The organism is Vibrio sp. AK197, assembly GCF_053903115.1.
The window spans coordinates 21,186-40,353 of sequence record NZ_CP096429.1 but is presented as its reverse complement, the minus strand read 5'-3'; the positions used below and the strand labels follow the sequence as shown (position 1 = coordinate 40,353).

The window sequence follows — 19,168 nt, the reverse complement described above, 5'->3', positions numbered from 1 at the left end:
GCGACTTTTTTACGTTTAGGCTATCATGATTCGCGATATGGCTGGGTTGACTCTCTAGCCACCAGCGAACCAACATAGCGATAGTGCACAGGTTCAGAGCTGCATTTGTTTCCAACATGAATAGCAAGACGCACGGCGTCGTCCGTCAATTGCTCAATAGGCAGTGAGACGCTGGACAAGCTGGGAATGGCGTATGCCGCCGCAGGCTCGTTATCAATGCCAATCACCGAAACATCTTTTGGTACGTTCAATCCGTGGTCATGTAAAGCACGAATTGCCCCAATCGCCATATCATCATTACAGGCAAATAAGGCACTGAACTCAACGCCAGCCGCGATCAATTGCTTGGCCGCTTCATAACCTGTTTCTAACGTATTCTCACCCTCAGCAACCCAGTGTGGTTGGTAAGGTAACCCATATTTTTCTAACGTTTTCTGATAACTTTGAAAACGTATCTGTCCAGTTTCACTTTCCATTGGCGAGGTAATACAGGCGATGCGTTGGTGTCCAAGCTGGCACAAATGCTCAACCGCAGTGTCTGCCAATTGTTGTTGGTCAAGGCCAAAACTGTGGAGTTGTTCACTATCGAGCAAGCGATTCAGAATAATCAGCGGAACCTCATAGCGCTCCTGCAGCGTTACCAACGCCTGTTGCGTAAGATGTCGACTGTAAACAATAATGGCATCACAGCGTTGATTAACTAGGGTATCCAGCGCTTCACGTTCGCCGTCAGCGCTATTTTTACTATTCACAACCAGCAGTTTTTTTTGCGCTTGCTGCGCCCCTAACTCGGCACAATGCAAAACAGAACCAAAATAATTACTGCGGAAATTAGGTAATAGTAAGCCGATGGCGTTGGATGTATTGGTCGCTAGGGCTTGAGCCAAGGTATTGGGCTGATAACCCAGTTCTTCCATCGCGGCAAGCACCGAATTACGGGTTGATTCTTTCACTTGACCCGTTTGATTGATCACTCGTGAGACAGTGGCTTTAGATACCCCTGCTAGCTTGCATACATCTTTAATATTGGCCATCGATACTCCTGATTTATCGCCGCCCTACCGGCATGGTAAGAGGGCAATTTTAACGGATATGCGGTACATTATGAACCGCTAATATGTAGCTATCGGTTACAAGGTCTCGCCATTGGTTGCTATGACATTTTGATACCAGTAGAAACTTTTCTTCTTAGAGCGTTGTAACGTGCCGCTGCCATCATTGTGTTTATCGACGTAGATGAATCCATAGCGCTTTTTATACTCACCCGTGGTAAAAGAGACACAGTCAATACAGCCCCATGGGGTATAACCTAAGACATTGACGCCATCAATGGCCACCGCTTGCTGCACCGCTTTAATATGCGCCGCCAAATAATCAATGCGGTAATCATCATTGATTGAACCATCGGCTTGCACTTCATCAACCGCACCTAAGCCGTTTTCAACAATAAAGATTGGCTTTTGGTAACGCTCGTAAAGCTCAGAAAGTGCATAACGTAGGCCGTCAGGATCAATCTGCCAACCCCAATCCGATGCAGGAAGATAAGGATTAAGACGACTGCCCTCAAACAATGACGTTGTTTCGCCCTGATCGTCAGGCTCGTTCGTCACGATATTGGTCATGTAGTAGCTGATAGCTAAGTAATCCGCACAGCCTTGACGCAAAATCTCATCATCGCCCGGCTGCATGTCAACATGAATACCCTTGCGTTGCCATTCTTTAAGCAAATAACTTGGGTAATAGCCACGAACTTGCACGTCACTAAATAAGTATTTCTCGCGCATCAGTTCTTGTGCCAGCAGCATATCTTGTGGGCGGCAAGTGGCTGGATAAAGCGGCATCATGTGAATCATGCTACCAATTTGAAACTCTGGGTTAATTTGATGCCCAATGTTCACCACTTGCGCACTGGCAAGGAACTGATGGTGCAGAACCTGATACATCACCTGCTCTGGATTATCATGCTCGGCGTAAATCATGCCCGAATTACAGTAACCCCAGATTGGTAACTTCCAGTTACGCTGGTTATTGATTTCATTAAAGGTGATCCAGTATTTGACCTTGTTTTTGTAGCGTTCCATCACCGTTTGGCTGAATTTGACAAAAAAATCCACCAACTTACGGTTGGTCCAACTGCCATACTCGGTTACTAAGTGGTTCGGCATTTCAAAGTGAGATAACGTAATCACAGGTTCAATGCCGTATTTCAAAAGCTCATCAAACAAATCGTCGTAAAATTGGAGGCCCGCTTCGTTCGGCTCTGACTCATCACCATTAGGAAAAATACGAGTCCAGGCGATAGAAGTACGAAAACACTTAAATCCCATTTCAGCAAATAGTGCAACGTCCTCTTTATAACGGTGATAAAAGTCAACCGCTTCATGGTTGGGGTAGACTTTACCCGCTTGCACTCCATCGGTAATTTCACGAGGAACTTCGTGCTCACCTTTGGTCAGCACATCAACCACGCTAACGCCCTTTCCGCCTTGATCCCAGCCACCTTCTACTTGGTGCGCAGCGACAGCGCCGCCCCATAAGAAATCGTTAGGAAAACCTTGTTGAGACATAAATGCTCCCGTTATGTGTCGGTGTGTTAAGTAAAATAACTCAACCAGAGTGAATAATCTTAGTTGGTTTGGGGCAATTCTAAACCACTTAAAACAGAAATGTAACCGGTTCCCGAAACCGGTTACAAATTATTACCCTTTTTGCGAAGCATCAACCCTAATTTGGCGTCACTATAATTTAGAGGGTTGAGTCGGATTATTGCTGTCGTATACCCGTTTTACATGAATCAAACTAATGAGCTTAATGGTCGGCTTAGCTAAAAACTGCGCACTACCAATAATGAACAACCAAGTGCCCGCTTCCATGAGGCTGTCATAGAGGAAAAAGCAACTCCCAATAAGAAACCAAATTGCAATGAAGAAATCGTTCAGTGCACCAATCGCATCGTAGCGACGCTGAATCACCACATGTTCCTGACCAAAATCCAGTTCAAGTAATGCACTTTTCTGACTATTCATAAACCCTCTATCCACTGTGTTAAGTGTGACTAACCTTAACGTGCGCGGCTTAAACCATTCAACCATGTAAGCAAAAAACTCTTATTATTTCACTAATTTAAGAATCGATTTAAATTCTTCAGACAAGCAGTCACCCAACAACTCATATAAGCACATTTCGACACCAGTGATGCCGACACGCTGTTGATGGCACTTATTCAAAGTAAGAACGACATCATCTTCACTGCGCGATGAAACCGCATCACTCACGACTTCCACATAGTAACCAAGCTTGACCATACTTTGCGCCGTTTGATACACGCAAATATGCGCTTCAACACCACACACCAACCATGAACGGACATTGGCAGCTTTAACATAACTTAGAAATTCAGCGCTCGAACAAGCGTCAAAAGCGTGTTTGGAAATGGGTTGCTGATCAGACAATAACTTGGCAATAGAGGGAACCGTTGGCCCCAATTTGGTCGGAGCTTGTTCAAGCCAAAGGATAGGCATATTCAGAAGTTGAGCCCCCTTAATTAACATCTGTATTTTGTCGACTAACTGGCGGCTTTGTTGAACTTGCTCAACCAAGTTACCCTGCATATCCACCACCACTAGCCCAGTATTTCCCTTCACTAACATGTCGCCTCCAGAGACCAATTCACGTGCTAGTAAGTAAAGACGAGCAAAACGTCGGGCGCGACCATTGAGAGCAGATTTAGCATGATGCGCTGGAAATTGACCAAATCGCAGTGACGGTTAGAAAAATCCACGTCAATAGCAATTGGTGGTAAAACCTAAAATGAGATATTCGTACGGTTTAGTATCAAAAAAGTGTTAAATAGTGCGTAAGCTCATCATTTCCCTAATGATATTACTGTTCTTTTCTTAAGCGGATCACGGTTTAACCCACACCCGAAACTATAATGAAACCGCGTTTCTAATAAAAATATCCGACATTTCATAAAGGAAAATAACATGAACAAGTCTGTCATATGCGGGCTAGGGATAACTGCCATACTCTACTTTTCTTCTGCCGCCGCAACCCCCCTCTACGATGTCAAAGTCGCCCTTGATGGATCCGCTGACTATGCGTCCATTCAAAAGGCTATCGACAGTGCACCTGATAATGATCAGCCCTTTGTTATCTATATCCAAAATGGCACCTATCAAGAAAAACTGCACATAACTCGGCCAAATATTTATTTAATTGGTCAAGATCGCGATAAAACGGTGATTACTGCAACCACTGCCAATAGTATGCTTAAACCCGATGGTACTAAATTTGGCACGTTTGGTAGCCGTACGGTGAGTGTCGATGCCACTGACTTTAGCGCACGTTCATTAACCATAGAAAATGGCTTTGATTTCCCAGCAAACCAAGCCAAAGACGAAGATGATCCAACGCGACAAAGTGGCACTCAAGCGGTCGCCTTACTGGTTTCACATGGCGGCGACCGAGCACAGTTTAAAGACGTAAATGTACGCAGCTACCAAGATACGTTGTACCTACGCGCCGGACGCTCGTACTTTGATCAATCACGCATTAGTGGCACGGTTGACTTTATTTTTGGTCACGGCACAGGGCTAATTGAGAATAGCGAAATCATCGCTCGTTACCGTGACGACACTGACCCCGGTGACCCACTTGGATACATCACAGCACCAGCCACTAACATTGATTCTCCCTTTGGATTGGTATTTAAGCACTGCCGTCTGGTCAAAGAACGTAATGTGCCTAAAGGCAGTTATGGATTAGGCCGCCCATGGCACCCAACCACCACCTTTGACGATGGCCGCTACGCGGACCCCAATGCGATTGGTCACAGCGCGTTTATTAATTGCCAAATGGATAACCATATCTACGGCTGGGATCGCATGAGCGGTAAAGATATTAATGGCGATAAGATTTGGTTCTATCCAGAAGACTCACGTTTTTGGGAATACGCAAACCGAGGGGCTGGCGCGAAAATTACCGACCAACGCCCACAGCTTACTGATGCCGATGCGAGCGAATATACAACGCAAAATATCCTTTCAGGCTGGACTCCAACCATCTCTTTGGGTGAAAAAAGCAAACTGAGTGGACAAGTCACTCATCGCAGCATGGTCTTTCCAGCAACCGTCATGATCCGAGACAGTCTAGGTAAAATTACCACCACTCAAACCGACAGCAACGGCCAATATCAAGCCTCTATTGCCAGAATGACGCCGCCTATTTTGATCTCCGTTGATGATCATAGTGGCGAGTCGTGCTTGAAAAGTGATGTGAGACGCTCTGTGTGTGCCACTGCACTCGTTGCTGATATCAACAACAATCAAGTCACTCAAGCCAATGTAAACCCATTCAGTGATTTAGTGGTATCAAGTGTCGCTGCTTATGAAGGTATTAATGGTCCACAAGTTCTTGTGGCGCAGCCAACCCTGCCAGCACTTTCTCATCAGGCTTGGCAGCAAGCCAATGCCAACTTCAATCAAGCCTTTGAGGAAGTGGTTCAAGCCCATAACTTAGATGCGCAAAAAGCCTGGGATCCGGTCAGTTACACGGCCGAATATCAACCGGTTATGGACGAGTTGGCTTCGCAAGTCATTCACAACTTGGGGCATGATACAAAAACCGGCTTATTGGCGAAGACCTCACTGTTTGACTTAGCGTTTAAACCAATCATCAGCTTGGATACGGTCCCTCAATATGCGTTGACACCAAACCAATTGTCGACAACAGAAGATGCGGTGAAACAGGCCAAAACTCGCGTCTTTATCTTCGGTGATTCGACAGCATCCAACTACCCGCAAGACGTTTATCCTCGCATGGGCTGGGGCCAAGCTTTCGCCAATCAATTCACCAGCGATAAACTCCTAGTGGTCAACGCCGCTCAGTCAGGCCGAAGCTCAAGAGATTACATCAATGGTCGTTGGTTAAGCTATGCAGAACCTTTGGTTAAACGCGGGGATTATGTGTTTATCCAATTTAGCCACAATGATGAGAAATGTAATGGCGCCAAAGAAGGCCGAGGCCCATTAGATGTAGGCACCTTATGTACTTATCCAAACAGTGCAGAAGGAGAACCTCAGTATCCTGAAGGTCAGCCTGATTACTCACTGCAATATTCACTTGAACGCTATCTGAATTTTGCAGAGCAACACAAGTTACATCCCGTGATGCTCACGTCAGTACCGCGCGCAAAAACAGATGATAACCAACAAGGAACACCAATCACTGAGAAACAGCATATTACCAAGCAAAACTCAGATAATGGCTACTTGTTCGTTGGTGATTACACTGCGACCGTTCGCCAAACAGCTTCGGAGAATGATGTTCCATTGTTAGATATGCAAACCCGAGTCATTGATATGGCCAATGCAACGGCTGAGGGTGAGTGGAAAAACCTTTGGTTAGCCGTCGATCCTGAGCAATACCCTTATTACGAGGGACGTACAGGGTCACTGGACAAACCGGATGTTACTCATTTCCAAAAACATGGTGCAGAAACCGTTGCGGATCTTGTCTTTGAAGCGATCGGTGAAGAAGACGAATTAGCGAAACTGTATAAAGAGTTGCAAAAATCGTCTGCCAATTAATCTCTTCACTCTGAAGTGAGAGTCAACCTCTTCCATGCAGTGCGTGTTCAATCTACGCACTGCATGGATTATTCATCATTCACACGTTCGAAACGAATCACATAAAGCTGCTGGATTCCCGGGTAGATCTCTTGAATCACCGCCTTTAGTTGCGGCAAGGTCATATTCTCTTGCTGGGCATGCGCGTCGTTGAGCTGCGAAAATAAAATCGGCTCCACGGAAAGGATCCTCAGATAACAAAATACTCGCCCCGTTTCTAAAGTCGAAACCTCAACCACCGACTGCGGTTGGTAATCCTTTTCTTCGTGGTTACGTATGGTGATGGTTTTCACACCCGATACGATATCGTGCTCAAATCGTTCAAAAAACGTCATCGTCGTCAACAGCGTCATACTTAGGTTCCTAGCTAGGTTTAAGTTGCTCAGACTAGAGCTTTTCTCATTGCAATACAAACCATGCTAAAGATCAGCCAGTCCTTGGCTTTTCCAACCCAAACTGTGAGAAAAAATCTCAACCAATAGATAAGGTTAAATTTCATGATAATTCTGTTATTTTCAATGAAATTAGATGAATATTTTGCATTAAATTCGTTTAGCCAGCGTTAATGACCAACAATAAATGGTGATCAAGATCACATTAGAACACTGATTAAGCGGTTTTGTTTTCTCGTTTCACGCGACCCCTGATAACCTCCTGCACGCTTCGCAATGACCGCGAAGTGAAAACTATAAGGAGTGTTCAAAATGAATACCAAAAAGCCAATGTCACTAACCACACGCGTTATTATCGGTATGGTTACCGGCATTTTAACTGGTTTCGTCATTCGAACCTTATTTGCCGACAACGGATTTATTGATGCCTATATCGTCAACGGATTGTTTGACGTAGGCGGAAAGATTTTTATCGCTAGCTTAAAAATGCTCGTGGTGCCGCTGATTTTTGTTTCATTAGTATGTGGCGTGAGCTCGCTAAAAGACATGTCCACTTTGGGCCGCATGGGCGGTAAAACGCTGGCGTTTTATATTACAACAACTGCCGTTGCGATCACGCTTGCATTAACCATGGGTACGCTATTCGAACCCGGAGCCGGTGCAGATTTGACCGCGGCCAGTACGTTTCAATCCGCTGAAGCACCGTCTTTGGGCCAAGTGTTAGTAAACATGTTCCCAACGAACCCAATCAATGCGATGGCAGAAGGCAAGACACTACAAGTTTTAGTGTTTGCGATTCTATTCGGCGTCGCAGTCAGCGCAGCTGGAAAGTCTGGTGAGCGTATCGCTAACCTGTTTTCAGATCTAAATGAAGTGCTGATGAAACTGGTTGCGATGTTGATGTATGTTGCTCCATTTGGTGTCTTCTTCTTGATGGCTAAACTGTTCACTGGCCTTGGATTAAGCGCCATCACCAATTTGGCCGAATACTTCTTGGTGCTTTCAGGAACGCTCATTCTGCACGGCTTGTTCACCTACGGCATCATGTTCAAACTGTTTACTGGTCTCAACCCACTGACCTTTTTCCGTAAGATGGAAGATGCGGTGATGTTTGCCTTCTCAACAGCATCATCAAATGCAACCATCCCGGTTTCGATGGAAACTGCGAAAAATCGTATGGGTGTGGATAATAAAATCGCTTCGTTCACTATTCCGCTTGGCGCTACCGTCAACATGGACGGAACCGCCATCATGCAAGGCGTGGCGACGGCGTTTATCGCGCAGGCCTTTAACATCGACTTATCAATGGGTGACTACCTTGCTGTTATTTTAACCGCAACTCTCGCATCGATTGGTACCGCTGGTGTTCCTGGTGTTGGTCTGGTTATGCTGGCAATGGTACTGAACCAAGTTGGTCTTCCACTTGAAGGTATCGCGCTGATCATGGGCGTTGACCGTCTACTGGATATGATTCGCACGGCGGTAAATATCACGGGTGACAACTGTGTATCCGTGATCGTGGCAAAATCAGAAGGTGCGCTTGACGAAGCGCGTTTTCAAGATCCAAATGCCGGACACAAAGAAGAAGAAATTGTGCTGGCGAAACATGACGCCTAAGCAAATCTCATTGTTTACACTGTAAACCTAACGCCTCGATCCATTCGAGGCGTTTTTTATTGCTGCTTGCAAATAAAGTCGTTAATTCAACGAGATCCAACCCATCTCACACCAGACATAAAATGCGCTTCATACACTGATTGAGCCCTAAGCCGATTCAGGAGTATTTGCCATGCCCTTTTCCTCGCAGCGTTCAACATTACTGCTCCTGTTTTTGCTGGTACCGAGTACAGTATTTGCCGCCAATGAGGCGTCGCTTGATCTTACCCAAAGCCCCTCAGGCTATCTATGTGTCATGATTTTTCTGATTGCCTACTTACTGGTCACGATGGAAGAGCACTTACAGCTAAGAAAATCCAAGCCGGTGTTATTAGCCGCAGGGCTCATTTGGGCCATCATTGGCTTTACGTTCCAGGCGCAGGGAAATATTGAGCTTGCGGAACATGCACTCAAAGATAATTTACTTGAGTATGCCGAACTGCTGCTATTTTTACTGGTAGCGATGACTTACATCAGCGCCATGGAAGAGCGTCGATTATTTGATGCACTGCAGGCATGGATGATTGGTAAAGGCTTTCATTTTCGCTCACTGTTTTGGTTAACGGGCGCTTTGGCCTTTTTTATTTCGCCGATTGCCGATAACCTCACTACCGCACTTTTGATGTGCGCAGTGGTGATGAAAGTCGCGGGTGATAACCCAAAATTTATTAATATTGCTTGTATTAATATTGTGGTCGCAGCCAACGCTGGCGGTGCATTCAGCCCCTTTGGCGATATTACCACGCTGATGGTATGGCAAGCGGGTCATGTCCCTTTCTCTGGCTTTATGCCCCTATTTGTGCCGTCTGTCGTCAACTATTTGGTGCCTGCGTTTATCATGTCGCTGTTTATTCCTAATGCCAAACCACGCGTCGAACATAATCATGTGGAATTAAAACGTGGGGCGCGGCGCATCGTCGGATTATTTCTATTAACTATCGTCACCGCCGTTGCTTTTCACGCTCTACTGCATTTCCCTCCCGTCATGGGCATGATGATGGGCTTAGCTTATCTGCAATTTTTTGGCTACTACCTACGTAAAACGCTAAGTCGCTCACTGGCTCGAAAGAAAGCACTAGCGATCGCCAATGGTGATGAGAATGCGCTACGCCGTCTCGGTTCTGTGGTGCCATTTGACGTTTTCCGCCGTATATCCCATGCGGAGTGGGATACGCTGCTGTTCTTTTATGGTGTTGTCATGAGTGTCGGCGGTTTAAGTTTGCTTGGGTACCTATCGCTTATCTCTAATTTGATGTACTTGCAATGGAACCCGATATGGGCAAATACCATGGTGGGCGTACTGTCGGCGATCGTGGATAATATTCCGGTCATGTTTGCCGTTCTGACCATGGAACCCAATATGGCGCTTGGCAACTGGCTCCTCGTGACGTTGACAGCAGGAATTGGCGGCAGCTTATTGTCTATCGGCTCGGCAGCCGGCGTCGCTTTAATGGGCGCATCAAAAGGCAATTATACCTTTATGGGGCATCTGCGATGGGCGCCTGTCATCGCCATCGGTTATGTGGTCGCGATTGGTGTTCATCTTATGCTGAATGCCCACCTATTTGGTTGATCATTAAGTGTTTCAAGCGATGTGAATACTTACTATGTGATTGAGTTAAATAACCTTATTGTGCCAAATAGCCTTCAAGCCGAAGCAACTGCTGCTTGCGGTCAACGCCACCAGCATAACCAGTGAGTTTGCCATTTTTTCCAATCACTCGATGGCAAGGCACAATCACTGATAACGGATTTTTGCCGTTAGCTAGACCAACCGCTCGTACCGCTTTCGGATTACCGATAGCCTGTGCTAATTGCTGATAGCTCCATACGTGTCCGTACGGAATGGTGGTTAATGCTTGCCAAACTTGTTGCTGAAATGGTGTCCCTTTGGCAGCAAGTGGCAGTTCAAAAACACGGCGTTGTCCCAAAAAATATTGTTCGAGTTGACGTCTAGCCTCTCGCAATACAGTATGTTCGGGATCGTGCTTACCGAGTTGTTCAGGCTGGGTCGTATGCACTTCAAACCAAGCGCCAAGTAGCCCTTGGTGATTCGCTTGTAGCGTAATATCACCAAGCACGCTTGGCATCGAACAATAAGCATTCATTGGCTGTGACTCCAAAGATGAAACGTAGCGTAGCTGCCCCAAGGTGAGGCACTGTTTGGATTTAAATCTGGGAATAAAGCATTCATTTTTTTGACAATCAGGTCGCCATCTAAAAAACGGTTCGGATCAGACAACCCACGTAAAGCAGCATAATTAACCGTCCAAGGACCGATGCCTTTTAGCGCTATCCAGGCATCCAAATCGTCTTTTTCGTCCGTCAGACACAAATTAGCAAAGCGTACTAACGTCTGCTTACGACTCAAAGGTATCGGCAGAAAACTCAAATCTGACGTCGCCAACTGCTGCGCTGACGGAAAGCGGACGGCCTCTTCCGTGCCAGCAACGCCAGCGACCAATCGATTAAGCTGGGTAATGGCACCTTTAACTGAAACTTGCTGGCCCAAGATAGCACGAATACCTGCCTCCCATGCATTCCAGACCCCGGGAATGCGAATACCAGAATACTGCACTAAGCCAGGAGCCACTCGATTAAGATGCTGCTCAACGGCATTAATATCGGTATTCAAATCAAACATCACTCGTAGGCGACTCACCAGTGCTTTGAGTTGGCGAATGTCATCCAGCTCAAATTCTATTGTCAGAGCTTGCTGGCTCTGGCGCCGAGCAGAAAACCAGCCAAGACTGCCATCGATATCAACGTAGCGTTGGTAATAATCCGTTCCCACATTTTCGATACCGCGAATCGCACGTAGCGCGTAAAAACCACACATTCTTTGCCAATCTAACGGGCCATGAAAACTCAGGTCAATTCTATTCTCAACCTGAACGGGGGCTCGCCGCCGTACCTGGCTTGGACTCAATTGCAGCCCTTTTGCGAAAGCATCATTAAAGCGGCGCGTGCTATTAAAACCGCTGGCGTAAGCAATATCCGTTACACTCATCGAACTTGAAAACAGTAGCTGTTTCGCGAACATCAGTTGATGGTATTGGGCATAGCGCTTAGGTGACATTGATAGGTAGCGCTCAAATAGTTGGCGTAAATAACGGGCGCTGATGCCAAGCCGCTGAGCTAAAGCATCTACTGAACCGCCGCTGAGCGCCCCTTGTTCAATAAGCGTAATGGCCCGCTGAAAGGTCGTTTCCGTCCCTTTCCAGGCCCAAGAGCCCGGCGCGCTGTCAGGACGACAACGCAAGCAAGGCCGATAACCGGCTTCAAGCGCTTCTGCTTGATCGATAAAGTACTCGACGTTTTGCTCTTTGGGTAAATTGGCTGGGCATATTGGCCGACAGAAAATACCCGTGGTTTTCACCGCAACATAGAAACGGCCATCAAAGCGCGAATCTCTCGCAAGACGAGCATGATGACAATCTTGTTCTGTTAACGGGCTAGCAGCACCTAAGGCCATAAAACTTATCCAAACTTACATTTGCTCTCAGTGTAGCGAGATCAACATCAATGACTAGCCATTTTCGGAGGTCAAAGTCGACAAAATAGAAAACAAATTTGGATGTTTCAGAGTTAATACACTAGATTTAATCTCAGTATAATAAGACAGGACGTTGGCATGAAACTTCACTCTTGCACTATAGTGCTAAAAAACCATCATGTATTGACACTCGACTCTGTGGAGCAATCCCTCGGCGTACTCGAACAATATAGCCAAAATCATATTGAAAAGGTGACGATTGACGCCCTTGATGGCCAGCAATTGCATAGCTATCAGCTCTCTTTTGAAGAGTCGCTAGAAAGCTTGATGAACTTGTAAAAACGCCCCTAACTCTGAGGCCGTGTCCATCGTGATAACACGATCACGGCCTTTTCTATTCTAAAACTTCGAACATCTCGCTCAATGTCTTGGTATGTCTTTATGACTCAAACTTAACTAAAGTATTTCGACTTTGTTTCCATCCATTTTTTATGAGGCAATAATGTCCAATACGTTAGTTCTTAAATCCAGCATTCTTGGCGAACACTCAAGTTCAAACCAATTAATCGACCAAGTTTTTCAAGCAAACAGCAACACCACAGTACGTGACCTTGCTGTTGATACCCTTCCTATTCTGGATTTAAACGTTGCCAGTGCGTTGCGTGGCTCAGAAGACGAACTGAATGATGAACAAAAAGCATTGCTCACACTTTCAAACCAACTCGTTGCAGAACTAAAAGCCGCAGATACTCTGGTTATCGGTGCGCCAATGTATAACTTCATGATTCCAACTCAGCTCAAAAACTGGATTGATTTGATTACTCGCGCGGGAGTTACCTTCACTTATACTGAAAACGGCCCGCTAGGTTTGGTGGAAAATACCAAAGCCATCATTGTCACCACACGTGGCGGTATCCATAAAGATACCGATCGTGACGCGATTCATGGTTATCTAAAAACCCTACTTGGTTTTATTGGCATCACTGACGTCGAGTTTGTCTTTGCAGAAGCCCTAAACATGGGTGACGAACCTGCGGATCTTGCTCGCAAAGCAGCGCAACAAGAGCTAGCAGCTCTGATTTAAAAGCCATGCTTTTAAACAACTCAGATACAATAAAAAAGAGCCTTAATGGCTCTTTTTTATTGCTCAATTTTTTTGTTCAAGTCATCCATATAATATTATAAAAACTTTGGAATCAGGTTCAAAATACCTAGGCCTAACCTTTATCAAACCTAGTTATTCAGTCATTTAAGTGCCCATTTGGACAATAAAACCACGAAACATTATCATTCGAATTTTTTGAACAACTATATCAATATCGATAGCTGTTTCTTGTCCATCGAGAGAACTAAACTTATTTTAAATCATGAACGGTATCGTCCAGTTCGACATCAGATATTCATTTTATTGAGGTAAGTACAATGAACGCTCTAATCAAAAAAATCACCACATCAACGGCTGGCTTTGCCCCTTTGGCTTTACGTATTCCGGCTGGCATCATCTTTATGGCTCACGGTTCTCAAAAACTATTCGGTTGGTTTGGTGGCTACGGCCTTGAAGGAACAGGTCAATGGATGGCGTCTATCGGTATCGAACCAGGCGTTCTGATGGCTGGTCTTGCAGGTAGTGGTGAGTTCTTTGGTGGTCTATTGTTGCTTATCGGTTTATTGACACGCCCAGCGGCAGTTGTAACAGCGTTTACTATGCTGGTGGCCATTCTCTCTGTACACATCTCAAATGGCCTATTTATGTCAAATAACGGCTACGAATATGCTCTTGCGCTGTTAGCAATCAGCGTATCGCTTGCATTTTCTGGCGCGGGTAAAGTTTCTGCTGACGAAATCATCAGCCGTAAATAACCCAACAAGATAAAAACGAATAAAAAGCCTCGACATATTGCCGAGGCTTTTTTATTCGTCTTATTTAACGTTAATCAATTAACTAGTTTGTTTCTGCTAATTTTTGCAAGCTGTACGCTGTCAGCGGATCGATATCTTTCACTAATTCTTCAACCTGCTTAATTGCCTCGACAGAGGTACTTGCTTTGCGATAACTCAAATAGATCGGCCTACTCCAATCTTCCACACCATCAACTTGATGCAACTGCCCACGGCGAATAAACGGTTCAACCAGAGAGATAGGTAAATAAGCACTGCCCCCCTTTTCGAGAATAAAATCAAGCGCGATACGGGCTGTAGAGGTACGTAAATAAGGTGCAGGGACTTTCGGATGCCTCTCGGCGTATTCCGAAGAAAAGCGCGTGCCCCAGTCAACATACACGTATTGTTGTTCAAACACAGAGTCAACATCAGTGGGCTTAGTGGAAACTAACGTCAACACCGTATCCGCCACCTTTTTACAATGCAATTCATCTGCTTTGATCTGGTCAAACGCAAACGCCATGTCCAGCGTGCGCTCTTGCAAGCTGCGAATCAGCGATTCTCGGCTCATGACTTCTGCCATAAAGCCATAACCACTAAACGCGCTGGTAACAACGCTTAAACAGTTTTGCAGGTAGGAATCCCATACATTCGGTGTGCCACCCATGGTTAACTGCAGGGCTTTGCCGTTTTCCATCGACAACTCAAACTTTGCCTGCTGTAAGGTCGTGACCATCACTTCAGCGTAACTAACAAGACGCTCACCTGACGATGTGAGCTTGATATTGTTTCTATCGCGTAGAAAAAGCTGAGTATCAAAGTAGCTCTCAAGCTGCTTAATTCGGGCGCTCACTGCCGCTTGGGTTATATACAAATTTTCTGCAGCTCGACCAAAATGGCGAACTTTCGCTAACTCTAAGAATGTTCTGAAGACTTTTACGTCCATTCCCTTTTTTCCTTGGCCATAAAACCGTCATAACAATAAGCAACAATTATCATGACGATAAAAAAAATTTGTTTTTCTTTTGTCGAATTTACGCCTAATTTTCGCAATGAATCATTTATACAGATATAGAGGCTGTGACATGTCTGACTTAGAATTTCGTCCAGGCAAAAAACGATTTTACGACAATGTAAAATTCCCAAGAGGTTTTGCAAAGTCAGGGGATTTCACTCTTAACGAAGAGGAAATTCTCGTTACTTATGGTGATACTATGCTGGCTCTAGAGTCTGGTCAACTTGAACCCGACAATAGCGAAGAAAAGCATTTTATTAAAGTGGTTGAAAACCCGGGTAAAGCGAAAACCAAACTGGAAAGAACTTGGTTGAAGTACACACAACTGGCTCGTGGTCGCAAGCGTTTTCATACCTTAAACGGTCGCAGTAAACCAGACGCGAGCGAAGATTACTCAGAGGACGAAAGCCTAGTCGAAGAAGACTAACCCAACCTCGAAAATGATTTGAGTGTCGAGCCACACGCTCGACACTTTATTGATATTCAAGCCGCTTTGCGATAATTCGCTGAAAAAGCGGCTTGGTTACTCTTGGTCTTGTTTGGCTAAAGCCGCGACTTTTTTTACAAACTCTTCTTTGAGCCTTTCTTGTTCATAATCAAGGTGATATGTGTTGTGGAACCCCAACTTCAACTCCACACCATTACCTTTCATATACACGGTATAACCATCATAATCCGATAGCGCTTCAATTCCCTCATAACGTTTACCATGCTCAGTGGGAGTGCCATATTTCATGACCTTCTCATAAGCCAGTAATACTTTGGTCGGTTCGAGATCATTTTTCATTTTCACTCCTCATCAATGATGAAAAAATCATTTAAAGTATTGAGCATACAATCAGTTTTTGCCACATAGTGCAACCAAATCAACAACCAATTTACACAATGTTAACGCATAAGACGTGGAGTGATAGATCCCAAGTTGCAGGCTAATGATGATAAGAAGATCATCGGTCATAAAAGCAAAAGGAGCCTTGAAGGCTCCTTTTTAACGCTGAGGTTCGGATGGAAAGGGAGATTAACCTTTCGCTGTCGCTTGTTTTTTTACTTCCGTGACCGGCTTGGTCGGCGCTTTCACGTTATTCGTAGACTCTTTGCTTGAGTTTACGGGTGCTGAAGAATTCGAAGGTGTCGCAGCAGCGGCCGGTTTGAGATCCACCACATGTTCCGGCGCCTTGTCTTTAGACTTTGCCGGATGGGTTACACCATTAAATTTACCGCCTTGCTCAATGCTAAGATCGTCGGTGTAAATCGTCCCACTCACGCGACCCTTGGCTAAGATCTCAATCTTATCTGCACTGCAATTGCCTTCAAAAATGCCGTTGATCACAACTTTTGAAGCAAAAATATCACCTTTCACCTGGCCCGATTCACTGACCACTAATGTCTTACTGACGTGGATCTGTCCGTCAATAATACCGTCAATCTGAATATCGCTTTCGAGCTTTAGCTCCCCGGTGACAAAGCAACCTTTTGTGATGAGAGTTGTAGCTGATTGCTGACTCGTAACTCCACCTTGTCTACTAAAGATTCCCATCGGATACCTCTTACGCTACTAAATATTGATTCAAAGTCATTGACGCCCCAGTTAATGAACGGCTTGGGGTCTAACGCTCTACCTACAAAGCGAATCTCGTAATGAAGGTGCGGACCAGAGGACAAGCCACTGTTACCGGAATACGCTATAAGATCGCCTTTTTTAACAAACTCTCCTGTCTGCACTTTAAACTTACTAAGGTGCAGAAAGGAGCTGGAAAAACCGTATGAGTGCTGAACTCGTAGGAAGTTACCAGAACCTTTATTACTTGGTCTAACTACTTCTACCACACCATCTGCAGGGGCATATACTGGCGTACCAATATTGACTGCAAAATCTTGACCTCGGTGCATTTTCCGCTTACCAGTTACCGGATGGATACGAGACCCATATCCAGACGACGTGCGCGCATTGACAACCGGTGGCCCACTTGGAATCTGAGTTAACATTTGCATACGAACCGAGGAGGTAATGGCAGCGGTATCGAGACGCGTCTCTAAACGGCTTTCCCCTTCGGTATCTTCCATCCCAAGTACCTTTTCCAATTCTCCGAGACGATCCGACACTAAGTTGATCCTCTCTTCGCGCTCCAGCAGATCACTTTCCAAATTGAGCTTGAGATCGCGAAGTGATCCTAACTCTTCGGTCAGCGTGGAGGACTTACGTTCCAACTCATGCTGCTTAAGTTTAGCAAAGTCCACTTCGTCTTTAAGATAATAGATGGTACCGCCAGTTGTACAGATTGCTGCAAACGTAAGAATACCAGCGCCTTTAAGGCACTTGCGAAGCATTTTGCTTACATGAAAGTGTCTCGTGCCACTAATGGACGAAACGGAAATAACGAGCGTTTCTTTCATTTAATTCTTTAGTTCAGCTAAACCACTAAAGCGGATACTATCAAGAAAAGCCGTAAACGCTAGCTTTTCGTAGTACTATTTACCGCATAAAGTGGATCAAGCTCTCAATCAAAAAAAGGGAGGCTTGAAGCCTCCCTTTGATCCTTAATATTGCTAATTTTTGGTCGTTACGCCCAAAATGTCATAGCGATGAAGGTCAATACCACACCACAAACTAAATTTAATACTAGCCCGACTCTCAGCATTTCACTCTGCTTAATATGCCCCGAGCCAAAAACAATCGCATTGGGTGGTGTGGCCACTGGCAACATAAACGCACAAGATGCCGCTACAGCAATTAATACCGATAACACCACAGGAGATAACCCAAACGCTTCGGCCACCGTCGCAAACACAGGAATCAGCAAGGCTGCGCTTGCGGTGTTACTGGCGAACTCGGTCAGAAATACCACGAAAAAGGCGATCACCGCGATGATCAAAATTAAACCGAAATGCGCAATTAAATCACTCAGCATGTTTGCCAAGAAGAGACTTGTACCGGTCTCTTTCAGGACGTTGCTTAAGCAAATACCACCACCAAACAGCAGCAATACACCCCAGTCCGCGGTTTTCTCGATATCTTTCCAATGCACCACTCGAGCAAAACTAACTGCAATGATCGCCCCCAGTGCAATCAAGGTATCGAACTTGGCATAGCCGCCGATCATAGCGTTGATCGGTTTGCTGAATATCCAAAGAAAGACGGTAAGCGAGAAAATAGCCAAAGTCACCACTTTCCCTTTATCCCAATCGACCGCCTCTCGATTCAATTCGAATTTGCCGTTTAAGTCGGGTTTGACGAGCAAAAACAGCACCACCAGTGCGACAGGCAACATAATCAATGTCGTCGGAATACCAAACGACATCCAATCGGTAAAGGTTAGCCCAACTTCCGCTGCCGCTATGGCATTCGGAGGGCTGCCGACCATCGTCGCGATACCACCAATACTGGCACTGTAAGCAATACCAAGTAACACAAAGACATAAGTTTTATGCCCACTCTCTTCATTGACTTTACTCAAAACCCCTAACACCAAGGGCAACATCATTGCCGTTGTCGCGGTATTACTTATCCACATGGATAGAAAGGCCGTCACACCAAACAACATGAAAACCGCGACACTCATCTTACCTTGAGCCATCAACAGCACTTTGTCGGCAATGACGCGATCAAGACCTTGCTTATGCATCGCGGCCGCTAAGGCGAAGCCCCCCAAAAACAGAAAAATAATCGAATTGGCAAAGTTGTTAAGTGCGGTTTGAGTATCAAACACGCCGAGGGCAACCGCCAGCACCGGGACCAATATCGCAGTCACGGTAACGTGCAGAGCCTCGGTCAGCCATAAAACCGCCACAAAGACGAGTATGCTCAGTCCAAGTACGACATTAGAGTCAAATGGGAGAGTAAAATAGAGGATTAAAAACAGCATGATATCCGCAAGGACAATCAAACTGTTACGGTGAAAAAACCATTCTCGGGTGTTCGTGGGCAAAGGGACACTATCGTTTCTATTCATTATTATGCTTCCTTGTAGGGGCTGTGTAGCAACGATATGATCCCACATGTTGTCACTCACCGATAATAATCATTGCAATTTTGTTACCCTTATCATAAACATGGATATAAAATTAACACACTGATAACAATGGAATTATTAAACTAATC

The 19,168-nt window shown here is 45.3% G+C and carries 18 protein-coding genes and 1 pseudogene; 7 read left to right on the top strand and 12 right to left on the bottom strand.

Annotation, left to right across the window (positions count from 1 at the left end):
* Positions 1–23: 23 nt before the first annotated feature.
* From M1D72_RS00175 to M1D72_RS00160, 4 genes are all read right to left on the bottom strand, one after another.
* Positions 24–1,034 (bottom strand): LacI family DNA-binding transcriptional regulator, encoded by a 1,011-nt coding sequence (locus M1D72_RS00175; RefSeq protein WP_456295086.1) that lies wholly within the window; start codon positions 1,032–1,034, stop codon positions 24–26.
* 96 nt (positions 1,035–1,130) lie between these two features.
* Positions 1,131–2,567, bottom strand: coding sequence for a 6-phospho-beta-glucosidase (locus tag M1D72_RS00170; RefSeq protein ID WP_390192635.1), 1,437 nt, complete (start codon positions 2,565–2,567; stop codon positions 1,131–1,133).
* A 171-nt stretch (positions 2,568–2,738) separates the two neighbouring features.
* Positions 2,739–3,026: a YrhK family protein gene (locus tag M1D72_RS00165; RefSeq protein ID WP_390192632.1), complete on the bottom strand. Its 288-nt coding sequence runs from the start codon at positions 3,024–3,026 to the stop codon at positions 2,739–2,741.
* 84 nt (positions 3,027–3,110) lie between these two features.
* The gene (locus M1D72_RS00160; protein WP_456295085.1) at positions 3,111–3,650 is read right to left on the bottom strand and encodes an isochorismatase family protein; all 540 of its coding nucleotides are present in this window, start codon (positions 3,648–3,650) and stop codon (positions 3,111–3,113) included.
* A 336-nt stretch (positions 3,651–3,986) separates the two neighbouring features.
* On the opposite strand from M1D72_RS00160, the gene M1D72_RS00155 reads away from it, so the two are divergent.
* Positions 3,987–6,590: a pectinesterase family protein gene (locus M1D72_RS00155; protein ID WP_456295084.1), complete on the top strand. Its 2,604-nt coding sequence runs from the start codon at positions 3,987–3,989 to the stop codon at positions 6,588–6,590.
* 68 nt (positions 6,591–6,658) lie between these two features.
* Here M1D72_RS00155 and yqfB read toward each other — a convergent pair whose 3' ends face one another.
* Positions 6,659–6,982 carry a N(4)-acetylcytidine aminohydrolase gene (gene yqfB / locus M1D72_RS00150; protein WP_456295083.1) on the bottom strand — a complete coding sequence of 108 codons (324 nt, stop codon included), beginning with the start codon at positions 6,980–6,982 and terminating at the stop codon, positions 6,659–6,661.
* A gap of 351 nt (positions 6,983–7,333) precedes the next feature.
* On the opposite strand from yqfB, the gene M1D72_RS00145 reads away from it, so the two are divergent.
* Positions 7,334–8,638 (top strand): dicarboxylate/amino acid:cation symporter, encoded by a 1,305-nt coding sequence (locus M1D72_RS00145; protein ID WP_390192620.1) that lies wholly within the window; start codon positions 7,334–7,336, stop codon positions 8,636–8,638.
* Between the two features lie 172 nt (positions 8,639–8,810).
* The gene (nhaD, locus tag M1D72_RS00140) at positions 8,811–10,250 is read left to right on the top strand and encodes a sodium:proton antiporter NhaD (protein ID WP_456295082.1); all 1,440 of its coding nucleotides are present in this window, start codon (positions 8,811–8,813) and stop codon (positions 10,248–10,250) included.
* 55 nt (positions 10,251–10,305) lie between these two features.
* On the opposite strand, the gene M1D72_RS00135 is transcribed toward nhaD, so the two are convergent.
* On the bottom strand, positions 10,306–10,785 hold the full coding sequence (locus M1D72_RS00135) for a methylated-DNA--[protein]-cysteine S-methyltransferase (protein WP_456295081.1): 480 nt from the start codon (positions 10,783–10,785) through the stop codon (positions 10,306–10,308).
* The gene (locus tag M1D72_RS00130; protein WP_456295080.1) at positions 10,782–12,152 is read right to left on the bottom strand and encodes an AlkA N-terminal domain-containing protein; all 1,371 of its coding nucleotides are present in this window, start codon (positions 12,150–12,152) and stop codon (positions 10,782–10,784) included. The genes M1D72_RS00135 and M1D72_RS00130 overlap by 4 nt, the downstream gene beginning before the upstream one ends.
* A 159-nt stretch (positions 12,153–12,311) precedes the next feature.
* On the opposite strand from M1D72_RS00130, the gene M1D72_RS00125 reads away from it, so the two are divergent.
* The 3 genes from M1D72_RS00125 to M1D72_RS00115 all read left to right on the top strand — a co-directional run bounded on the left by M1D72_RS00125 (position 12,312) and on the right by M1D72_RS00115 (position 14,033).
* The gene (locus tag M1D72_RS00125) at positions 12,312–12,512 is read left to right on the top strand and encodes a hypothetical protein (protein ID WP_390192607.1); all 201 of its coding nucleotides are present in this window, start codon (positions 12,312–12,314) and stop codon (positions 12,510–12,512) included.
* Positions 12,513–12,675: 163 nt separating this feature from the next.
* On the top strand, positions 12,676–13,257 hold the full coding sequence (locus tag M1D72_RS00120) for an FMN-dependent NADH-azoreductase (protein ID WP_456295079.1): 582 nt from the start codon (positions 12,676–12,678) through the stop codon (positions 13,255–13,257).
* A 338-nt stretch (positions 13,258–13,595) separates the two neighbouring features.
* On the top strand, positions 13,596–14,033 hold the full coding sequence (locus tag M1D72_RS00115; RefSeq protein ID WP_390192600.1) for a DoxX family protein: 438 nt from the start codon (positions 13,596–13,598) through the stop codon (positions 14,031–14,033).
* A gap of 82 nt (positions 14,034–14,115) precedes the next feature.
* Here the strand turns inward: M1D72_RS00115 and M1D72_RS00110 are convergent, their stop codons facing one another.
* On the bottom strand, positions 14,116–15,000 hold the full coding sequence (locus M1D72_RS00110) for a LysR family transcriptional regulator (RefSeq protein ID WP_390192596.1): 885 nt from the start codon (positions 14,998–15,000) through the stop codon (positions 14,116–14,118).
* Positions 15,001–15,139: 139 nt separating this feature from the next.
* Here M1D72_RS00110 and M1D72_RS00105 point away from each other — a divergent pair, with 139 nt between their 5' ends.
* Entirely contained in the window at positions 15,140–15,496 is a 357-nt protein-coding gene (locus tag M1D72_RS00105; RefSeq protein ID WP_390192593.1) for a DUF413 domain-containing protein, read from the top strand.
* A 96-nt stretch (positions 15,497–15,592) separates the two neighbouring features.
* Here the strand turns inward: M1D72_RS00105 and M1D72_RS00100 are convergent, their stop codons facing one another.
* The 4 genes and pseudogenes from M1D72_RS00100 to M1D72_RS00085 all read right to left on the bottom strand — a co-directional run bounded on the left by M1D72_RS00100 (position 15,593) and on the right by M1D72_RS00085 (position 19,019).
* Positions 15,593–15,856, bottom strand: a complete 264-nt coding sequence (locus tag M1D72_RS00100) for a DUF3081 domain-containing protein (protein ID WP_390192590.1) — start codon at positions 15,854–15,856, stop codon at positions 15,593–15,595.
* Between the two features lie 345 nt (positions 15,857–16,201).
* Positions 16,202–16,501: pseudogene (locus M1D72_RS00095) on the bottom strand (bactofilin family protein); the annotation flags it as partial.
* Positions 16,502–16,515: 14 nt separating this feature from the next.
* Complete coding sequence (locus M1D72_RS00090) at positions 16,516–17,463, bottom strand: M23 family metallopeptidase (protein ID WP_390192587.1); 948 nt, start codon at positions 17,461–17,463, stop codon at positions 16,516–16,518.
* 167 nt (positions 17,464–17,630) lie between these two features.
* Complete coding sequence (locus M1D72_RS00085; protein WP_456295078.1) at positions 17,631–19,019, bottom strand: SLC13 family permease; 1,389 nt, start codon at positions 19,017–19,019, stop codon at positions 17,631–17,633.
* Positions 19,020–19,168 lie beyond the last annotated feature (149 nt).

Coding starts and splice junctions, on each gene's coding strand:
- M1D72_RS00175 (WP_456295086.1), bottom strand. CDS start 1,034: ATGGCCAATATTAAAGATGTATGCAAGCTAGCAGGGGTATCTAAAGCC.
- M1D72_RS00170 (WP_390192635.1), bottom strand. CDS start 2,567: ATGTCTCAACAAGGTTTTCCTAACGATTTCTTATGGGGCGGCGCTGTC.
- M1D72_RS00165 (WP_390192632.1), bottom strand. CDS start 3,026: ATGAATAGTCAGAAAAGTGCATTACTTGAACTGGATTTTGGTCAGGAA.
- M1D72_RS00160 (WP_456295085.1), bottom strand. CDS start 3,650: ATGTTAGTGAAGGGAAATACTGGGCTAGTGGTGGTGGATATGCAGGGT.
- M1D72_RS00155 (WP_456295084.1), top strand. CDS start 3,987: ATGAACAAGTCTGTCATATGCGGGCTAGGGATAACTGCCATACTCTAC.
- yqfB (WP_456295083.1), bottom strand. CDS start 6,982: ATGACGCTGTTGACGACGATGACGTTTTTTGAACGATTTGAGCACGAT.
- M1D72_RS00145 (WP_390192620.1), top strand. CDS start 7,334: ATGAATACCAAAAAGCCAATGTCACTAACCACACGCGTTATTATCGGT.
- nhaD (WP_456295082.1), top strand. CDS start 8,811: ATGCCCTTTTCCTCGCAGCGTTCAACATTACTGCTCCTGTTTTTGCTG.
- M1D72_RS00135 (WP_456295081.1), bottom strand. CDS start 10,785: ATGAATGCTTATTGTTCGATGCCAAGCGTGCTTGGTGATATTACGCTA.
- M1D72_RS00130 (WP_456295080.1), bottom strand. CDS start 12,152: ATGGCCTTAGGTGCTGCTAGCCCGTTAACAGAACAAGATTGTCATCAT.
- M1D72_RS00125 (WP_390192607.1), top strand. CDS start 12,312: ATGAAACTTCACTCTTGCACTATAGTGCTAAAAAACCATCATGTATTG.
- M1D72_RS00120 (WP_456295079.1), top strand. CDS start 12,676: ATGTCCAATACGTTAGTTCTTAAATCCAGCATTCTTGGCGAACACTCA.
- M1D72_RS00115 (WP_390192600.1), top strand. CDS start 13,596: ATGAACGCTCTAATCAAAAAAATCACCACATCAACGGCTGGCTTTGCC.
- M1D72_RS00110 (WP_390192596.1), bottom strand. CDS start 15,000: ATGGACGTAAAAGTCTTCAGAACATTCTTAGAGTTAGCGAAAGTTCGC.
- M1D72_RS00105 (WP_390192593.1), top strand. CDS start 15,140: ATGTCTGACTTAGAATTTCGTCCAGGCAAAAAACGATTTTACGACAAT.
- M1D72_RS00100 (WP_390192590.1), bottom strand. CDS start 15,856: ATGAAAAATGATCTCGAACCGACCAAAGTATTACTGGCTTATGAGAAG.
- M1D72_RS00090 (WP_390192587.1), bottom strand. CDS start 17,463: ATGAAAGAAACGCTCGTTATTTCCGTTTCGTCCATTAGTGGCACGAGA.
- M1D72_RS00085 (WP_456295078.1), bottom strand. CDS start 19,019: ATGAATAGAAACGATAGTGTCCCTTTGCCCACGAACACCCGAGAATGG.